Source organism: Micromonospora psammae, from assembly GCF_036902725.1.
GTDB lineage: Bacteria > Actinomycetota > Actinomycetes > Mycobacteriales > Micromonosporaceae > Micromonospora.
The window spans coordinates 79123-94573 of record NZ_JBAKHM010000014.1 but is presented as its reverse complement, the minus strand read 5'-3'; the positions used below and the strand labels follow the sequence as shown (position 1 = coordinate 94573).

14 protein-coding genes are annotated in these 15451 nt (G+C 73.5%); 7 read left to right on the top strand and 7 right to left on the bottom strand.

The window, feature by feature from the left end:
* Positions 1-24 precede the first annotated feature (24 nt).
* Complete coding sequence (locus V6U79_RS17980) at positions 25-318, top strand: antibiotic biosynthesis monooxygenase family protein (RefSeq protein WP_334615256.1); 294 nt, start codon at positions 25-27, stop codon at positions 316-318.
* Between the two features lie 128 nt (positions 319-446).
* Here the strand turns inward: V6U79_RS17980 and V6U79_RS17975 are convergent, their stop codons facing one another.
* The 4 genes from V6U79_RS17975 to uvrB form a co-directional block, all read right to left on the bottom strand.
* On the bottom strand, positions 447-1349 hold the full coding sequence (locus tag V6U79_RS17975) for a helix-turn-helix domain-containing protein (protein ID WP_334615255.1): 903 nt from the start codon (positions 1347-1349) through the stop codon (positions 447-449).
* Between the two features lie 187 nt (positions 1350-1536).
* Positions 1537-1905 (bottom strand): VOC family protein, encoded by a 369-nt coding sequence (locus V6U79_RS17970; protein ID WP_334615254.1) that lies wholly within the window; start codon positions 1903-1905, stop codon positions 1537-1539.
* Positions 1906-1929: 24 nt separating this feature from the next.
* On the bottom strand, positions 1930-2805 hold the full coding sequence (locus tag V6U79_RS17965; protein WP_334615253.1) for a helix-turn-helix domain-containing protein: 876 nt from the start codon (positions 2803-2805) through the stop codon (positions 1930-1932).
* A 13-nt stretch (positions 2806-2818) separates the two neighbouring features.
* A complete protein-coding gene (gene uvrB / locus V6U79_RS17960) occupies positions 2819-4927 on the bottom strand; it encodes an excinuclease ABC subunit UvrB (protein ID WP_334615252.1) in 2109 nt (702 codons plus the stop codon).
* A 377-nt stretch (positions 4928-5304) separates the two neighbouring features.
* Between uvrB and V6U79_RS17955 the strand changes: the two genes are divergently transcribed.
* Positions 5305-6945, top strand: coding sequence for a hypothetical protein (locus tag V6U79_RS17955; RefSeq protein WP_334615251.1), 1641 nt, complete (start codon positions 5305-5307; stop codon positions 6943-6945).
* 4 nt (positions 6946-6949) lie between these two features.
* Here V6U79_RS17955 and coaE read toward each other — a convergent pair whose 3' ends face one another.
* On the bottom strand, positions 6950-8131 hold the full coding sequence (gene coaE / locus V6U79_RS17950) for a dephospho-CoA kinase (RefSeq protein WP_334615250.1): 1182 nt from the start codon (positions 8129-8131) through the stop codon (positions 6950-6952).
* Positions 8132-8593: 462 nt separating this feature from the next.
* Entirely contained in the window at positions 8594-10087 is a 1494-nt protein-coding gene (rpsA, locus tag V6U79_RS17945) for a 30S ribosomal protein S1 (protein ID WP_334450540.1), read from the bottom strand.
* 404 nt (positions 10088-10491) lie between these two features.
* On the opposite strand from rpsA, the gene V6U79_RS17940 reads away from it, so the two are divergent.
* Genes V6U79_RS17940 through V6U79_RS17920 form a run of 5 tightly spaced genes read left to right on the top strand, consistent with a single transcriptional unit; the run spans position 10492 to position 12643 of the window.
* Positions 10492-11295 carry a class I SAM-dependent methyltransferase gene (locus V6U79_RS17940; RefSeq protein ID WP_334615249.1) on the top strand — a complete coding sequence of 268 codons (804 nt, stop codon included), beginning with the start codon at positions 10492-10494 and terminating at the stop codon, positions 11293-11295.
* A gap of 58 nt (positions 11296-11353) precedes the next feature.
* The gene (locus tag V6U79_RS17935) at positions 11354-11764 is read left to right on the top strand and encodes a Uma2 family endonuclease (RefSeq protein WP_334615248.1); all 411 of its coding nucleotides are present in this window, start codon (positions 11354-11356) and stop codon (positions 11762-11764) included.
* Positions 11709-11957, top strand: coding sequence for a Uma2 family endonuclease (locus tag V6U79_RS17930; RefSeq protein WP_334615247.1), 249 nt, complete (start codon positions 11709-11711; stop codon positions 11955-11957). Before V6U79_RS17935 ends, V6U79_RS17930 begins: the two co-directional genes overlap by 56 nt.
* A 46-nt stretch (positions 11958-12003) precedes the next feature.
* Positions 12004-12222 carry a hypervirulence associated TUDOR domain-containing protein gene (locus V6U79_RS17925; RefSeq protein ID WP_334522676.1) on the top strand — a complete coding sequence of 73 codons (219 nt, stop codon included), beginning with the start codon at positions 12004-12006 and terminating at the stop codon, positions 12220-12222.
* The gene (locus V6U79_RS17920) at positions 12209-12643 is read left to right on the top strand and encodes a DUF3140 domain-containing protein (RefSeq protein ID WP_334615246.1); all 435 of its coding nucleotides are present in this window, start codon (positions 12209-12211) and stop codon (positions 12641-12643) included. The genes V6U79_RS17925 and V6U79_RS17920 overlap by 14 nt, the downstream gene beginning before the upstream one ends.
* 88 nt (positions 12644-12731) lie before the next feature.
* Here V6U79_RS17920 and polA read toward each other — a convergent pair whose 3' ends face one another.
* Positions 12732-15431: a DNA polymerase I gene (gene polA, locus V6U79_RS17915; RefSeq protein ID WP_334615245.1), complete on the bottom strand. Its 2700-nt coding sequence runs from the start codon at positions 15429-15431 to the stop codon at positions 12732-12734.
* Positions 15432-15451: the final 20 nt, after the last annotated feature.

Genomic DNA, 15451 nt, shown 5'->3' with positions numbered 1-15451 from the left:
TGGGGGGCGTGCGACGCTTCCCGGATGGTTCTTGAAGTCGCGCTCATCGACGTACTGCCCGGGCACGAGGACGATTTCGCCGCCGCCTACGCGCAGGCGCGCCCGCTCCTCGCCGGCGCCGAGGGGTGCTGGTCGGTCCGGATGACCCGGGGCATCGAGACCCCCACCCGCTTCGTGCTGCTGGTCGAGTGGGACTCCGTCGAGGCGCACGACCAGAACTTCCGGGCCACCGAGGCGTTCGGCAAGTGGCGGGCGCTGATCGGCCCGCACTTCGCCGGCCCGCCCCGGGTCGAGCACTTCGTCGACGTGCCGGCCTGACCAACCGATCCACGGCCGTCGTTGTCGCACCCCTGGGCTACCGTGCGGCGCACGCGCGGCACACCGGCCCCGACGCGTTCGGGGGCGCCGGGTCCGGTGGTCGCGGCTGGCGCCCCGGCTGCTGAGCTTCAGCCGGCGTCGGCCCGCACCGCCTCCACCACCGGCGCGTCCGCCCTGTCCGCCAGCCGGCCCAGCAGCGCCCTGGTCTCCTCGACGGTCAGCGCCGCCGCCGACAGCCATCCGGTGAGCCGCTCGTAGCGGCCGACCTCGACGTCGGCCGCCAGCCGGACGTCGGTGGTGAGCGCCTCCAGCATCACCGTCCGCGGGTCCGCCGGGTCCGGGAACGAATAGACCGAGTACCCGGTCAACGGGTGCACGCCGCCGGGGGGCGTGGCCCCCACCGGCACGACCCGCAGCGTCACGTTCGGCAGGTCGCCCAGCGCCAGCAGGTGGTCCACCTGCTCACGCCACACCCCCGGCGGCAGCCCGGCCGGCTCGAAGATCCGCGCGTCGAGCAGCCCGGTGTAGCGCGGCGGTTCAGGACGGCGCAGCACCTCCTGGCGAGCGAGCCGGGCCCGCACGTCGGCGTCCACGTCGACGTCCGGGTGCAGCAGCCGCCCCGCCGCGACCCGCGTCCGGGCGTAGCCCGGGGACTGGAGCAGCCCCGGCACGACGGCCGGCTGGTACTCCACGATCGCCGCCGCCCCGGCCTCCAGCTCGGCGTAGGTGCGCTGGCGCTCGCTCATCTCGCCCAGCGCCTTCCACCACCCGCGGCTGGTCGCCGCGTCCCGGGCGATGACGATCAGCGCGTCCCGCTGCGGGGGCGGGACCGCGTAGACGTCGAGCAGGTCCAGCACGTCGGCCAGATCCGGTCGGCTCTGCCCCAGCTCGATGCGGGACAGCTTGGAGGTCGAGGCCCAGCCCAGCCGGCCGCACACCTGCTCCAGCGTCAGCGCCTCCCTCCTGCGCAGCTGGCGCAGCTCCGCGCCCAGCCGCGCCCGTCGGATGACAGGACTTGATGACAATGGCATCCCGGCCTCCCCACGACGGAGGGTACGCAGGACAGTCACGCAGGGCAATACCTCGCTCGCGCACCGCAACGACCGGTGCGGTGGCTTCCAGGAGGGCGGCACGCGCGCGGTCCGCAAGCGGCGGCCGTCCCGCCGGCACGGTGGCGGCGGCCGGCGCCCCCGTGACGCCGGCCACCGCGCCGTCGGGTCAGGCCCGGTACGTCCCGAACGACCAGACGTTGCCGGCCAGGTCCCGGGCCACGTAGTCCCGGGAGCCGTAGTCGGTGTCGAACGGCTCCCGGGCTACCTCCGCCCCGGCCGCCCTCGCCCGCTCGTGGTGTGCGTCGACGTCGTCGACGCACACGTAGACGGCGTAGTCGTCGTCGGCCGGCCGAGCCCCCGGCCCGGTCCCCGCACCGACCATGATCATGCCGGTGCCGAAGACCAGCTCCGCGTGCGCGACCGTCCCGTCGGGCCCCTCGTGCACGGCGTGGACGCGAAAGCCGAACGCGGCGCAGAGCCAGTCGGTGGCGGCGCGGGCGTCGGCGTACCGGAAGACCGGGTAGATGGTTCGCATGGGCACAGCCTGCCGCCGGGACGGTCAGCCCGGATTGGACGAATGCGATCCGGACGACGCCAGGGCCGCCGGGGTGGCGCCGGCGAACTCACCGAAGTCCCGGATCAGGTGCGACTGGTCGTAGTAGCCACACTCGACGGCGAACTCGGCCCAGCCGCCCGGCCGCCCGAGCCGGTCCTCGCCGCCGGCCTCGTCCGGGGTGGGGGCGGGCACGGCGAGGGAGCGGCCCACCGCGGCGTACGCCCGCTGGAAGCGGAGCAGCCGGCCGGTGGTCTTCGGCGCCAGGCCCAGCTCCTGCCGGAACCGGACCGCCAGGTGCCGCCGGCTCCAGCCCAGCTCGTCGGCCAGCTCGCCGATGCCGACCCGGCCGCCGGTGCCGGCGAGCCGACGCCAGGCCCGGCCCAGGCGCGGATCGACCGGCCGGGTGGCGGCCAGCCGCGCGCCGATCGCCCCGTCGAGCAGGGCGAACCGCCGGGGCCAGTCCGGCGCCTCGGCCAGCCGGCCGCGCAGCCGGTCGAGCCAGGCGTCGGGCAGCCGCTCGACGGCCACCGCCCGGTTGGCCAACTCCCCCAGCGGCACGCCGAGGATCCGGCGGGCCGCCGGCGGGGTGAGCAGCAGCTGCACCCCGAGGCCCACCCCGACGGTCGAGGTGGTGCAGTACGCGTCGAAGGGCCCCGCCACGAAGGAGTCGACCCGGTACGCCCCGCGCGACGCGGCCCTCGGGTCCACCACGTCCAGCGGCGCGCCCCAGCCGAGGATGACGACCACGAAGGCGCCGGCGACCTCCCGGCGAACCAGTGGCCGCGGCGCGTACTCCCGGTAGCCCAGGTAGCGGCCCACGAAGGGACGCAGCCGGGGATCGGGCACGCCGACGACCACCTGGTCGACCGTCGCGGTCATCGCCGCCCTCCCGTCACTTCACGCCGGCGGCGTCCATCCCCCGCAGCTCCTTCTTGAGGTCGGCGACCTCGTCCCGGATCCGGGCGGCCAGCTCGAACTGCAGCTCGCGGGCCGCGGCCAGCATCTGGTCGTTGAGCTCCTGGATGAGCTGCGCCAGGTCGGCGCGGGCCATCCCCTCCCGGGAGGGGCCGGTGGCGCCGGCGCGGCTGCGACTGCGGGTCTCCTTGACCGGGGCCTTGCCGCGGGAGAGCTGCCGCACGGCGCCGCCGACCCGCGAGTTCTCGGTGTCCTCCGCCTCGCGGTAGATGTCGTCCAGGATGTCGTGGATCTTCTTGCGCAGCGGCTCGGGCTTGATCCCGTGCGCCTCGTTGTGGGCGATCTGCTTGGCCCGCCGCCGGTTGGTCTCGTCGATCGCGTCGGCCATCGACGGGGTGATCTTGTCGGCGTACATGTGCACCTGCCCGCTGACGTTACGGGCGGCCCGGCCGATGGTCTGGATCAACGACCGGCCGCTGCGCAGGAAGCCCTCCTTGTCGGCGTCGAGGATGGCCACCAGGGAGACCTCGGGCAGGTCGAGGCCCTCCCGGAGCAGGTTGATGCCGACCAGCACGTCGTAGTCGCCCTTGCGCAGCTCGCGCAGCAGCTCCACCCGCCGCAGGGTGTCAACCTCCGAGTGCAGGTAGCGCACCCGGATGCCGTTCTCCAGCAGGTAGTCCGAGAGGTCCTCGGCCATCTTCTTGGTCAGCGTGGTGACCAGCACCCGCTCGTCCCGCTCGGTGCGCAGCTTGATCTCGTGCATCAGGTCGTCGATCTGCCCCTTGGTGGGCTTGATGACCACCTCCGGGTCGATCAGGCCGGTCGGGCGGATCACCTGCTCGACGAACTCGCCCTGGGCCTGCTCCATCTCCCAGGGGCCCGGGGTCGCCGACAGGAAGACCATCTGGCCCACCCGCTCCAGGAACTCGTCGAAGCGCAGCGGCCGGTTGTCGGCGGCGCTGGGCAGCCGGAAGCCGTGGTCGATGAGCATCCGCTTGCGGGAGGCGTCGCCCTCGTACATGCCGCCGATCTGCGGGATCGTCACGTGCGACTCGTCGACCACGGTGAGGAAGTCGTCGGGGAAGTAGTCCAGCAGGCAGTGCGGCGGGCTGCCGGGCAGCCGGCCGTCCATGTGCATCGAGTAGTTCTCGATGCCGGAGCAGAACCCGACCTGGCGCATCATCTCGATGTCGTACGTGGTGCGCATCCGCAGCCGCTGCGCCTCCAGCAGCTTGCCCTGCCGCTCCAGCTCCGCCAGCCGCTCACCCAGCTCGTTCTCGATGTCGCGGATCGCCCGCTCCATCCGCTCCGGGCCGGCCGCGTAGTGCGTGGCCGGGAAGATCATCAGGTGGTCGACCTCCCTGACCACGTCGCCGGTGAGCGGGTTGAGGTAGTAGAGCTTCTCCACCTCGTCGCCGAAGAGCTCGATCCGGACGGCCAGCTCCTCGTAGGCCGGGATGATCTCCAGGGTGTCACCGCGGACCCGGAAGGTGCCGCGCTGGAACGCCATGTCGTTGCGGGTGTACCGGATGTCGACCAGCCGGCGCAGCAGCTGGTCACGGTCCAGCTCCTGGCCGACGGCCATCCGCACCGCGCGGTCGAGGTACTCCTCCGGGGTGCCGAGGCCGTAGATCGCCGACACGGTCGCGACCACCACCACGTCGCGGCGGGTGAGCAGCGACATGGTCGCCGAGTGCCGCAGCCGCTCGACCTCCTCGTTGATCGAGGAGTCCTTCTCGATGTAGGTGTCGGTCTGCGGGATGTACGCCTCGGGCTGGTAGTAGTCGTAGTACGAGACGAAGTACTCCACCGCGTTGTGCGGGAGCAGCTCGCTGAACTCCTTGGCCAGCTGGGCGCAGAGCGTCTTGTTGGGGGCGAGCACCAGGGTCGGCCGCTGCAACCGCTCGACCAACCACGCCGTGGTGGCGCTCTTACCGGTGCCGGTGGCGCCGAGCAGCACCGTGTTGCGGTCGCCGCGGCGCACCCGCCGCTCAAGATCGTCGATGGCGGCCGGCTGGTCGCCGGCGGGCTGGAACTCGCTGACCACCTGGAAGCGGCCGTCGAGGCGGGGAATGTCGAGCGCCATGACCTCAACGGTACGCCGGAGGTCCGACACTCCGGCTCGAACGCCGTCCGCGCGTGATCGGCTTCGATATTCTCATTGTGGCGCACATCCCATCGCGCTAGCCTGTACACCGTAGGCCGCTCGCGGCGGCCGACCGGGCAGGTGGCCGAACCCTCACGGGAGGCCCGCCCCCGGCACGAGGGTCGCAGCACCCGGACATCACCGGCGTGCGCACCCGTGTGGTCGCGCTGAGAGCGCAGACCGGCCGCCGCGAGCGCCCCACCTCCCCACCGTCACCGCCGCCTCCGCGAGCCGTTCAACCTCTCGTGGACACCTCCCCCGAACAGCCGTCACGTCCGCCGCCCGCCGACGTGTCCCCGGCCACAACCGGCCGTACCGTGACCGTCCGCGGCCTGGCCGACGGACCGGGACCGACCGGCCACGCCGCCCGGGGCCGGCGTCGGGCCGGCCGGCACCACCGCCGGGACGGTCGACACGGCGTACCCCCGGCCTCGCCGCCGCCCCTCCGTGACGGTCCCGTCGAGGTCCCACCGACCCACCGCCGCGGCACCCTGGTCGCGCTCTGCGTGGTCGCCACCGCCACCGCCACCGCGCTGGTCGCCGGCCTGCTGGGCTGGACGCCGGAATCGGCCGGGCCGGCGCGCGCGCTCACCGTCGGCGAGTCCGAGCGGCTCGCCGCGGCCCGGGTCACCAACTACCGGGACCTGCGGGCCGGCGTACGGGTCACCGCCGGCACCGGCGGAGCCCGCGTCGACCTGGTGGGCTGGGTCGACTGGGCCCGGCAGCTCGCCTACCTCGACGTGGGCGGCCCGGGGGCCGGACCGCACCGGGGCCTGCTCCAGGCGACACCGACGGTCGTCGTGGCGCGCCCCGACCCCACTGCGGTGCTGACCCCCGCGCCGCCCCCGCTGATCCCACCCACCGACCGCTGGCGACTGCGCGACCTGCCCGACGGTCGGGGCCCGGGGGCGGTGCTGGAGCTGCTCTTCGGGCTGGCCGCCGACCGGCCGGAACCGACCGACCCGCTGCTGCGCGGCGGCGGCCGGTGGGTGGGGCGGACGCGCATCGGCGGCGAGCAGGTGGACGTCCTCCAGGCCCCGCTGCCCCGCCCGGCCACGGCCGACCGGAACGTCACCCCGTCCGCCCCGCCCGCCGCCGGTGACCGGGACCCCCGCTGGTGGGTCGACGGCGACGCCCGGCTGCACCGGTGGGAGGGGCGGTTGCCCGACGGGAACCCGGTCACCGTCGAACTGGAGCGCAGCGACCGGCCCACCCTCTGGGCGGTCGACGCGCTGGGCGGCCGCCCCGGGCTGCCCCGCGCGCTCACCGACGCCGAAGCCGCCCGCCTGGACCGGCTACCGACCCGGCTGCGCGCCGTGGCCGGCGCGGCCGTCACCGTGGCCGCCCCCCTGGGCGCCGCCGCCAACCTGCGCGGCTCCGGCTGGCTGCGCTGGACCGGCCAGCTGGCCTACCTCTCGGTGGCCGACCTGGACACCCTCGGCCGGCACACGCTGCTGCGCCGCGACGCCGCCGGCTTCGCCCGGGCGGAGGTGCCGCTCGGCGCCGGCCCCACCGGCGCGCCGGACACCCCGCCGCTGCCACCGCCCACGGCGGCCGGCTGGCGGCCCGCCGCGGGACCCACCGACGACCTCGACCGGCTGGTCGACGCGGCGCTGCGGGCCGGCGGGACCGCCGTGCGGCCCGGTTCGGCGGTACGGCTGCGCGGGGACCGGGTGGCCGGCCACCCGGTGGACGTGCTGGAGCTGCGCGCCCAGGGCCTGCGGCTGCGCTACTGGATCGACCACACCGGTCTGCTGCGCCGACTGGAGCTGCGGACCGGGCAGGGCGCCTGGGCGCAGCTCGACCTGAACCCCGGGCCGGTGCCGGCCGGGATGGCGCCGACCGGCCCGACGGCCCCGGCGACGCGCCCGAAGGCGCCGGGCTCGGCGCGGAAGGCCGCCACGGCGCCGGCGACGCCGGAGGCCCGGCCGACGAGGCGGGCCGGCACGACCCGCTGACCCGTCAGGGTCGCCAGCCGGTCCGCGTGGCCCACTCCTCGGCGCGCAGGTGCTCCTCGTCGAACCAGGGGTCCCGCGCCGTGGCGGAGGTGCCGCCGGCCGGGGCCCCGGCCGCCAGCTCCCGCTTCAACAACAGGTACGCGGCCCGCTGGTCGGGATCGGCGCGCAGGTGGTCCCGCGTCAGCAGCGCGTACCGCCACCCGGGCGAGCCGGCCACCCGCAGGTGCAGGTTGACCGGGCGAGCCGGATCGGCGCTGCCGTGCAGCCGCTTCTCCCAGCGCCCGCTCCCGGCGGGACGGGGACTGTCCCACCACTGCCCCGGCAACCGGGGGAAGCCCGCCTCGGCGAGCCGCTCGGCCAGCGGCCCGTCCGCCTCGGCCAGCGACGGCACGGTCAGCTGGATGTCGATCACGTCCTGGGCGGCGAGACCCGGCACGGCGGTCGACCCGATGTGGTCCACCCGCAGCTCCGCCGGGGCCACGGCGTGCCGGATCCGGGCGGCGAGGCGGGCGTACTGCTGAGGCCAGCTGGGGTCGGGCCCGGTGAGCGCCACCGGCTGCGCCGCAACCGCACGCCGCTGCCGCACGTTGCGCTCGTACGGCACCAGGCGGTCCCGCCAGAGGGCGTCCACCGCCGCGTGCAACTGCTCGAGGCTGCCGTCGTTGGCGAGCTCCACGTCCGCGGCGGCCCGCCGGCGGGCGTCGTCGGCCTGGGCGGCGATCCGCCGCTCGGCCTCCGTACGCGACATGCCGCGGCCGCGTTCGAGCCGCGCCAGGCGGGTGGCGACGTCCGCCCGGACGACCAGCACCAGGTGGTACGTCGGTGCCAGCCCCACCTCGACCAGCAACGGCACGTCGTTGACCACCACCGCGTCGGCGGACGCCCCGGCGATCAGCTCCGCGGTCCGCGCCCGCACCCGGGGATGGGTGATCGCCTCCAACCGGCGGCGGGCCGCCTCGTCACCGAAGACCACCGCGCCGAGCGCCGCCCGGTCCAGCGCGCCGTCCCGGTCGAGCACGCGCGCGGAGAAGGCGGCGACGATCTCGGCCAGCCCCTCGCTGCCCGGGGCGACCACCTCCCGGGCGATCCGGTCGGCGTCGACGACGACCGCGCCGCGCTCGGCCAGCCGGGCCGCCACCGCGCTCTTGCCGGACCCGATCCCGCCGGTCAACCCCACTTTCAGCACCGGACCAGTCAACCGGATCACCATCCGCCCCGCCACACCGGACCCGTCCCCGTCGCCGGGGCGGCCGACCGGAAGCGGTGGGATCAGCTGTCCGCTTGCGGCGGGTGACGGTGTCCGGCGCCGAGAAGACCGCGACATGCCCGCAGACCGGGGGCCCGACGGGGCCGGGCGGGCGGCGAGCACGGGAACCGCCGACCGGACTGGCGGCGTCCGGCCCCCCTTGCGGCATCTCGGGGTATCCCGCGTGGGGAACACCGCGACACGTCGCGATCGGGGCCGGTCACGCCGGGCCGGCGGCGGCGGGCAGGCGGCCAACGCGGGCGGGGTCGCCGGGTACGGCGAGGGCCCCGCCCCCGGCGACCCGGTGGAACCGGATCGCGGGGACGGGGCCCGTCGTCGTGTCAGTGACGGCTCCAGGTCGCTGCGCGGCGTCAGCCGCACCGAACTGGAGTTGTCACAGGGTCACTTGCCGCCGGCGAGCTTCTCCCGCAGAGCGGCGAGCGCCTCGTCGGTGGCCAGGGTGCCGGCCGGCTCCTCGGCCTGACGGCTGGGGGCCGTGCTGGTCGTGGTGGTGGTGCCACCGGTCGACACGGCCGGAGCCGGGTTGGCAGCGGCCTCGGCGTCGGCGGCGCGGGAGGTCTGCACCTGCTTGGTGTGGGCCTCCCAGCGCTGACGGGCCTCGGCGTACTGGTTCTCCCAGGTCTCGCGCTGCTTGTCGTACCCCTCGAGCCACTCGCCCGTCTCCGGGTCGAAGCCCTCCGGGTAGATGTAGTTGCCCTCGGCGTCGTAGGTCGCGGCCATGCCGTAGAGGGTCGGGTCGAAGTGCTCCTCGCCCTCGACGAAGCCCTCGTTGGCCTGCTTGAGCGACAGCGAGATCCGGCGGCGCTCCAGGTCGATGTCGATGACCTTGACCATGACCTCGGAGCCGACCTGCACGACCTGCTCCGGGATCTCCACGTGGCGCTCGGCCAGCTCGGAGATGTGGACCAGGCCCTCGATGCCGTCGTCCACCCGGACGAAGGCGCCGAACGGCACCAGCTTGGTGACCTTACCCGGCACGATCTGCTGGATCGCGTGGGTGCGGGCGAACTGACGCCACGGGTCCTCCTGGGTCGCCTTCAGCGACAGCGAGACCCGCTCGCGGTCCAGGTCGACGTCCAGGACCTCGACCTCGACCTCCTGGCCGACCTCGACGACCTCGGACGGGTGGTCGATGTGCTTCCAGGACAGCTCGGAGACGTGCACCAGGCCGTCCACGCCACCCAGGTCGACGAACGCGCCGAAGTTGACGATCGAAGAGACGACGCCCTTGCGGACCTGCCCCTTCTGCAGCTTGTTGAGGAACTCGGTGCGCACCTCGGACTGCGTCTGCTCCAGCCAGGCCCGGCGGGACAGGACCACGTTGTTGCGGTTCTTGTCCAGCTCGATGATCTTGGCCTCGAGCTCACGGCCGACGTACGGCTGAAGGTCGCGCACCCGCCGCATCTCGACCAGGGAGGCGGGCAGGAAGCCGCGCAGCCCGATGTCGAGGATGAGGCCACCCTTGACCACCTCGATGACCGAACCGCGGACGACGCCGTCCTCGTCCTTGATCTTCTCGATCGTGCCCCAGGCCCGCTCGTACTGCGCCCGCTTCTTGGAGAGGATCAGACGACCCTCCTTGTCCTCCTTCTGGAGGACCAGGGCCTCGATGTGGTCACCGACCGAGACGACCTCGGCGGGGTCCACGTCGTGCTTGATCGACAACTCCCGAGAGGGGATGACACCCTCGGTCTTGTAGCCGATGTCGAGAAGGACCTCGTCCCGATCGACCTTGACGACGGTGCCTTCGACAATGTCGCCGTCGTTGAAGTACTTGATGGTCTCGTCGATCGCGGCGAGGAAAGCCTCCTCGGAACCGAGATCGTCGTGGGTGACCCGGGTGGCGCTCGAGGGGGCCTCGATGCTGCTCGTCATGTGGGCGGTTGCTCCGGTCGGATGGGTTGTCACAGCAGGCGTGGTGTCGCGGTGACCATTTCGCGCCAACGGATCCGCCGCCGGGCACACCGAACGATCGCCAAGTGAAGATCATTAGTGGCTCCGGTGACCGCGCACCTGCTCCCTGCCGAGGCACACGATCCGCGAGCGCATCGTCTAGCCTACCCGCTGCATTACCACAGCGTGCAAGGCATCCCGGGTCCTCGCAGACTCGCCAGCTGCGAAAGCGGAGATTTCAGTGGGAAACCGTCCCGATTGTCTCTTGCGTCACACCGGCCCCACGCGGAGAAGGTAGCGCACCGGCCGACCGGTCGCCGGACTCCCCCGACCGGCACCGGCCCGGCGCCGTCGGTCCCCACCGGGGCAGGGCCTAGCGTGGGCGCGTGGACGACGACAACCGGGTGATCCGGCGCCGGGTCGGCGACGCGGAGACCCGCCGCGCCAACCGCGGCTGGTGGGACGCCGACGCCGACGACTACCAGGCCCAGCACGGCGCCTTCCTGGGCGACGTGGACTTCGTCTGGTGCCCGGAGGGGCTGCGGGAGGCCGACGCCCGCCTGCTCGGCGACGTCGCCGGCCGCCGGGTGCTGGAGGTGGGCTGCGGCGCCGCGGCCTGCGCCCGCTGGCTGGCCGGCCAGGGCGCCCGACCGGTCGCCTTCGACCTCTCCGCCGGCATGCTGCGGCACGCCGCGCACGCCGGCGGGACCACCGGGGTACGCGTGCCGCTGGTGCAGGCCGACGCGTTGGCGCTGCCCTTCAGCGACGCGGCCTTCGACATCGCCTGCACGGCGTTCGGGGCGATCCCGTTCGTGGACGACTCCGCCGCGCTGATGGCCGAGGTGCACCGGGTGCTGCGCCCGGGCGGCCGCTGGGTCTTCGCGGTGACCCACCCGATGCGCTGGATCTTCCTCGACGACCCCGGGGAGCGCGGGCTCACCGCCGTGCACTCGTACTTCGACCGCTCCCCCTACGTGGAGCAGGACGACAGCGGCGTGGCCACCTACGTCGAGCAGCACCGCACCCTGGGCGACCGGGTGCGCGAGCTGGTCGCGGCGGGGTTCCGGCTGGTCGACCTGGTGGAGCCGGAGTGGCCCGAGGGACACGAGGGCGTCTGGGGGCAGTGGAGCCCGCTGCGCGGGCGGCTCTTCCCCGGCACCGCCATCTTCGTCACCGAGAAGCCGCTCTGACGGGCTCGCCGCACTCGGAGTCCGGCCTCGTCGACATCGACAGCGTTACGCTGTGCCGGTGAGCGCCGAGCCGATCGCGACACCAGCTCGCCCCTGGTTTCCGGATCCGACTCGACAGCAGCGTGCCGACTACACGCTGGAGGACCTGCTCAAACTGCCGGACGACGCGCCCCGCGTCGAACTCGTCGATGGAGTCGTCCAGGTGACACCCTCCCCCACCCTGGACCATCAGGACATCTCCAGTCTGCTCTGGATGTGGCTGCGGGCCCACGCGCCCGGGCATCTCCGCGCCGCCCAGGCGGTCGGCGTGGCCCTCGACGCCAACGCCAGCCGACAGCCGGACGTACTGCTCTGTCGCGCGGACGTGTCCGCCGACCGCCCCCCGGCTCCTGCCGGAGGACGTCGTCCTTGCCGTGGAGGTCGTGTCGCCCGGCACGCGGCGGACGGACCGGTTCGCCAAACCCGGTGAGTACGCCGCCGCGGGCATTCCGTTCTACTGGCGGGTGGAGCAGGACCCCGTGCACCTCCACGCCTACCGTCGCGGCTACCGGATCGGGCCCGGCGGCGAGCGGCAGTACGAGCTGATGGCCGACAGCGACGGGCTGATCGAACTCTCCGAGCCGTTCGACATCAAGTTGCCGATCACCGAGATCACGCCGTAGCCCCGCTCCGTCGTTTCGCGGCATGGCCGGCGGGTACCCGTCGGGCATGGCCGAGAAGGAGTTCCAGACGGGCGACCACGTCTCCTGGGCCAGCCACGGCGGCCGGGCGTACGGCGTGGTCAAGGACAAGATCACCGAACGGACGCACGTGCGGGGGCGCACCGTCAACGCGTCGCCGGAGGACCCGCAGTACCGGATCCGCAACGACCACTCCGGCCGGGACGCCGCCCACCGACCGGAGGTGCTGCGCCATGAGCCGAGCTGAGGACGGGCGGGACACCTACCAGGAGTTCACCGAGGCGGTGAACATGAAGCCCGGTGAGTTGTCGAGCTGGCTGAAGACGGACGAGTCCAAGCAGGTGGGCTGGCACAAGGGCGGCCGCTCCGGGGGCGGCGAGTCCGTCGGCCACGAATCCGGCCGGAAGATCATCGAGCTGTTGCGGCGCAAGCGCGGCGACCTGTCCGAGGGCGACTACAAGCACATGCGCAAGGTGGTCGGCTACGTCCGCCGGCACATGGCCCAGCGCCCCTCCGGCGACGTCCGCGAGACCAAGTGGCGCTGGTCCCTGATGAACTGGGGCCACGATCCGCTCAAGGGTCCGCTTCCGCCCCCGGGCGGCCCGTCCCGGAAGGCCCTCGATCGGCACGGCACCCCGCCGAAGGAGCGCCGGGGACCCGGACGCTGACCCACGCCCCTCCGCCGCACACGCGGAGAGGGGCCGGCGAGGCCGCGAGGCGCTGCCTCGCGGCCCGGCGGACCCGGCCGAGGCCCGGTCAGTGGTCGGCGCTGTTCCAGTCCCGGCCCTCGCCGACGGAGACCTCCAGCGGCACGGAGAGCGGGTACGCCTCGCCCATCTCCCGCCGCACCAGCGCCTCCAGGGCCTCCCGTTCGCCCGGGGCCACCTCGAAGACCAGTTCGTCGTGCACCTGCAACAGCATCCGGGACCGCAGCCCGGCGTCGCGCAGCGCGCTGTCGACGTGCAGCATGGCGACCTTGATGATGTCGGCCGCGGAGCCCTGGATCGGGGCGTTGAGCGCCATCCGCTCGGCCATGTCCCGGCGCTGCCGGTTGTCGCTGACCAGGTCGGGCAGGTAGCGGCGGCGGCCCAGGATGGTGGAGGTGTAGCCGTCCTGCCGGGCCCGGGCGACCACCTCGTGCAGGTAGTCGCGGACCCCGCCGAACCCGGCGAAGTAGTTCTCCATCAGCCCACGCGCCTCGTCGGCGCTGATCCCGAGCTGCTGGGAGAGGCCGAACGCGCTCAGCCCGTACGCCAGGCCGTAGTTCATCGCCTTGATCTTGCGCCGCTGGTCGGGGGTGACCTCGGCGACCGGCACCTCGAAGACCGAGGAGGCGGTGGCGGCGTGGAAGTCGTGGCCGGAGTTGAACGCCTCGATCAGCGCGTCGTCCGACGACAGGTGCGCCATGATCCGCATCTCGATCTGGCTGTAGTCGGCGGTGAGCAGGCGCTCGTAGCCCTCCCCCACCACGAAGGCGCGCCGGATCCGGCGCCCCTCCTCGGTGCGGATGGGGATGTTCTGGAGGTTGGGCTCGGTGGAGGAGAGCCGGCCGGTGGCCGCCACCGTCTGGTTGAAGGTGGTGTGGATGCGGCCGTCGTCGGAGACCGACTTGAGCAGGCCGTCCACGGTCGACTTGAGCTTGGCGACGTCACGGTGGCGCAGCAGGTGGGCCAGGACCGGGTGCGGGTTCTGCGCGTGGAGCCACTGGAGGGCGTCGGCGTCGGTGGTGTAGCCGGTCTTGATCTTCTTGGTCTTGGGCAGGCCCAGCTCGGTGAAGAGGATCTCCTGGAGCTGCTTGGGCGAGCCGAGGTTGAACTCCCGCCCGACCGCCTCGTACGCGCCCTGCGCCGCGGCCTTCACCTCGGCGGCGAAGTGCGCCTCCAGCTCCGACAGGTAGTGGGTGTCGGCGGCGATGCCGATCCGCTCCATGTCGGCCAGCACCCGCATCAGCGGCAGCTCCACCCCGGCCATCAGCCGGGCGGACTGCTCGCCGTCGCGGGACAGCTCGGCGTCGATCGCGTCGGCCAGGTCGAGGGTGGCCCGGGCCTGGAGCATGAGGTTCTGCTCGGCGGCGCCGTCGTCGCCCAGCCCGTCGAGGGTGAGCTGGCCGGTCTCGGGGGCGTCCACCCGCAGCTCGCGGTGCAGGTAGCGCAGCGCCAGGTCGGTCAGGTCGTAGGAGCGCTGGTCGGGGCGGGCCAGGTAGGCGGCGATCTGGGTGTCCCGGGCGATGCCGTCCAGGGACCAGCCGTGGGCGGCGAAGGCCAGCACCGCCGGCTTGCTGTCGTGCAGCACCTTGGGGCGGGTGGCGTCGGCGAGCCAGCCGGCCAGGGCCGACTCGTCGGCGGGCTCCAGCCGGGCCGGGTCGAACCAGGCCGCCGCGCCACCGGCGGTGGCCAGGGCCATCCCGGTCACCGAGGCGGTGTGCCGGCGGTTGGGACCGGTGTCGAGCTTGACCGCCAGCCCCACCGGGGCGCCGGCCGGGGCGTGCGTGGCGAGCCAGCCGGCCAGCGCGCCCGGCTCGGTGAGCACCTCGCCGGTCAGGTCGAACCCGGCCTCGGCCTCCGGCTCCACGGCCTCCAGGTACTGGTAGAGCCGGTCGCGCAGGATCCGGAACTGGAGGGTGTCGAAGACCTGGTGCACGGCCTCCCGGTCCCAGCCCTGCCAACGGGCGTCCTCCGGGCGGATCGGCAGCTCCAGGTCGGAGACCAGGCAGTTGATCTCGTAGTTGCGGATCACGTCGGCGAGCCGCTCCCGCAGGCTGTCGCCGGCCTTGCCCTTGATCTCGTCGGCCCGGGCGATGATCCCGTCCACCCCGCCGTACGTGTTGATCCACTTGGCGGCGGTCTTCGGGCCGACGCCCGGGATGCCCGGGAGGTTGTCGCTGGTCTCGCCGACCAGGGCGGCCAGGTCCCGGTACTGCTGGGGGCCGACCCCGTACTTCGCCTCGACCGCCGCCGGGTCCATCCGGGCCAGGTCGGAGACGCCCTTGCGCGGGTAGAGCACGGTGACCCGGTCACCGACGAGCTGGAACGCGTCCCGGTCGCCGGTGGTGATCAGCACCGACATGCCCTGGTCGCGGGCCTGGCAGGCCAGGGTGGCGATGACGTCGTCGGCCTCGTACCCCTCCTTCTCCACCACCGGGATGCGCAGCGCCGCGAGCACCTCCTTGACCAGGCTGACCTGGCCGTGGAAGTCGGTCGGGGTCTCGCTGCGGCCGGCCTTGTACTCCGCGTAGCGCTCGGTGCGGAAGGAGCGGCGGGAGACGTCGAAGGTGACCACGATGTGGGTGGGCTGCTCGTCGCGGAGCACGTTGATCAGCATCGAGGTGAAGCCGTAGACGGCGTTGGTCGGCTGCCCGGTCGTGGTGGAGAAGTTCTCCACCGGCAGGGCGAAGAAGGCCCGGTATGCCAGGGAGTGTCCGTCGACGAGGAGCAGGCGCGGCGTCGTAGCTGTCACCCGAGCGACTCTAGTCGCAC

Bases quoted from the DNA above. Each gene is read 5' to 3' on its own strand.
- V6U79_RS17975 (WP_334615255.1), bottom strand. From the start codon at position 1,349: ATGCCATTGTCATCAAGTCCTGTCATCCGACGGGCGCGGCTGGGCGCG.
- V6U79_RS17970 (WP_334615254.1), bottom strand. From the start codon at position 1,905: ATGCGAACCATCTACCCGGTCTTCCGGTACGCCGACGCCCGCGCCGCC.
- V6U79_RS17920 (WP_334615246.1), top strand. From the start codon at position 12,209: ATGAGCCGAGCTGAGGACGGGCGGGACACCTACCAGGAGTTCACCGAG.
- V6U79_RS17925 (WP_334522676.1), top strand. From the start codon at position 12,004: ATGGCCGAGAAGGAGTTCCAGACGGGCGACCACGTCTCCTGGGCCAGC.
- V6U79_RS17965 (WP_334615253.1), bottom strand. From the start codon at position 2,805: ATGACCGCGACGGTCGACCAGGTGGTCGTCGGCGTGCCCGATCCCCGG.
- V6U79_RS17980 (WP_334615256.1), top strand. From the start codon at position 25: ATGGTTCTTGAAGTCGCGCTCATCGACGTACTGCCCGGGCACGAGGAC.
- rpsA (WP_334450540.1), bottom strand. From the start codon at position 10,087: ATGACGAGCAGCATCGAGGCCCCCTCGAGCGCCACCCGGGTCACCCAC.
- uvrB (WP_334615252.1), bottom strand. From the start codon at position 4,927: ATGGCGCTCGACATTCCCCGCCTCGACGGCCGCTTCCAGGTGGTCAGC.